The 255-nt window shown below is 53.3% G+C and carries 1 protein-coding gene; it reads right to left on the bottom strand.

The window, feature by feature from the left end; translation table 11 throughout:
* Positions 1-206 (bottom strand): hypothetical protein (locus tag KJS52_RS27145; protein ID WP_213520734.1); only part of this gene is annotated, 206 nt, incomplete at its 3' end.
* Between the last annotated feature and the right edge of the window lie 49 nt (positions 207-255).

Consider the following 255-nt stretch of genomic DNA (forward strand, 5'->3'; position numbering starts at 1 on the left):
CGCCTTTCGCCTGGCGTTCCTTTGGCAAGAAGCGTGTCCAGCGACTGCAAGCCGATCCCGATACCGCTCTGCATGAAGGAGATTCGATTAACCTGGACGACACCCATATAGCGCACCCATTTGCGAAGAAGCTGCCGTTTCTGTCCAGGCTTTTTGATGCCTCTACCAAGTCCTATGGCTGGTGCATGAATCTGGTTGTCTTGCAAGCGGTGTGTAAGAATGGGCTGGAGTATCCGCTCTTCTCTAGCATTTGGC

The organism is Paenibacillus montaniterrae, from assembly GCF_018403185.1.
GTDB classification, from domain to species: domain Bacteria; phylum Bacillota; class Bacilli; order Paenibacillales; family Paenibacillaceae; genus Pristimantibacillus; species Pristimantibacillus montaniterrae.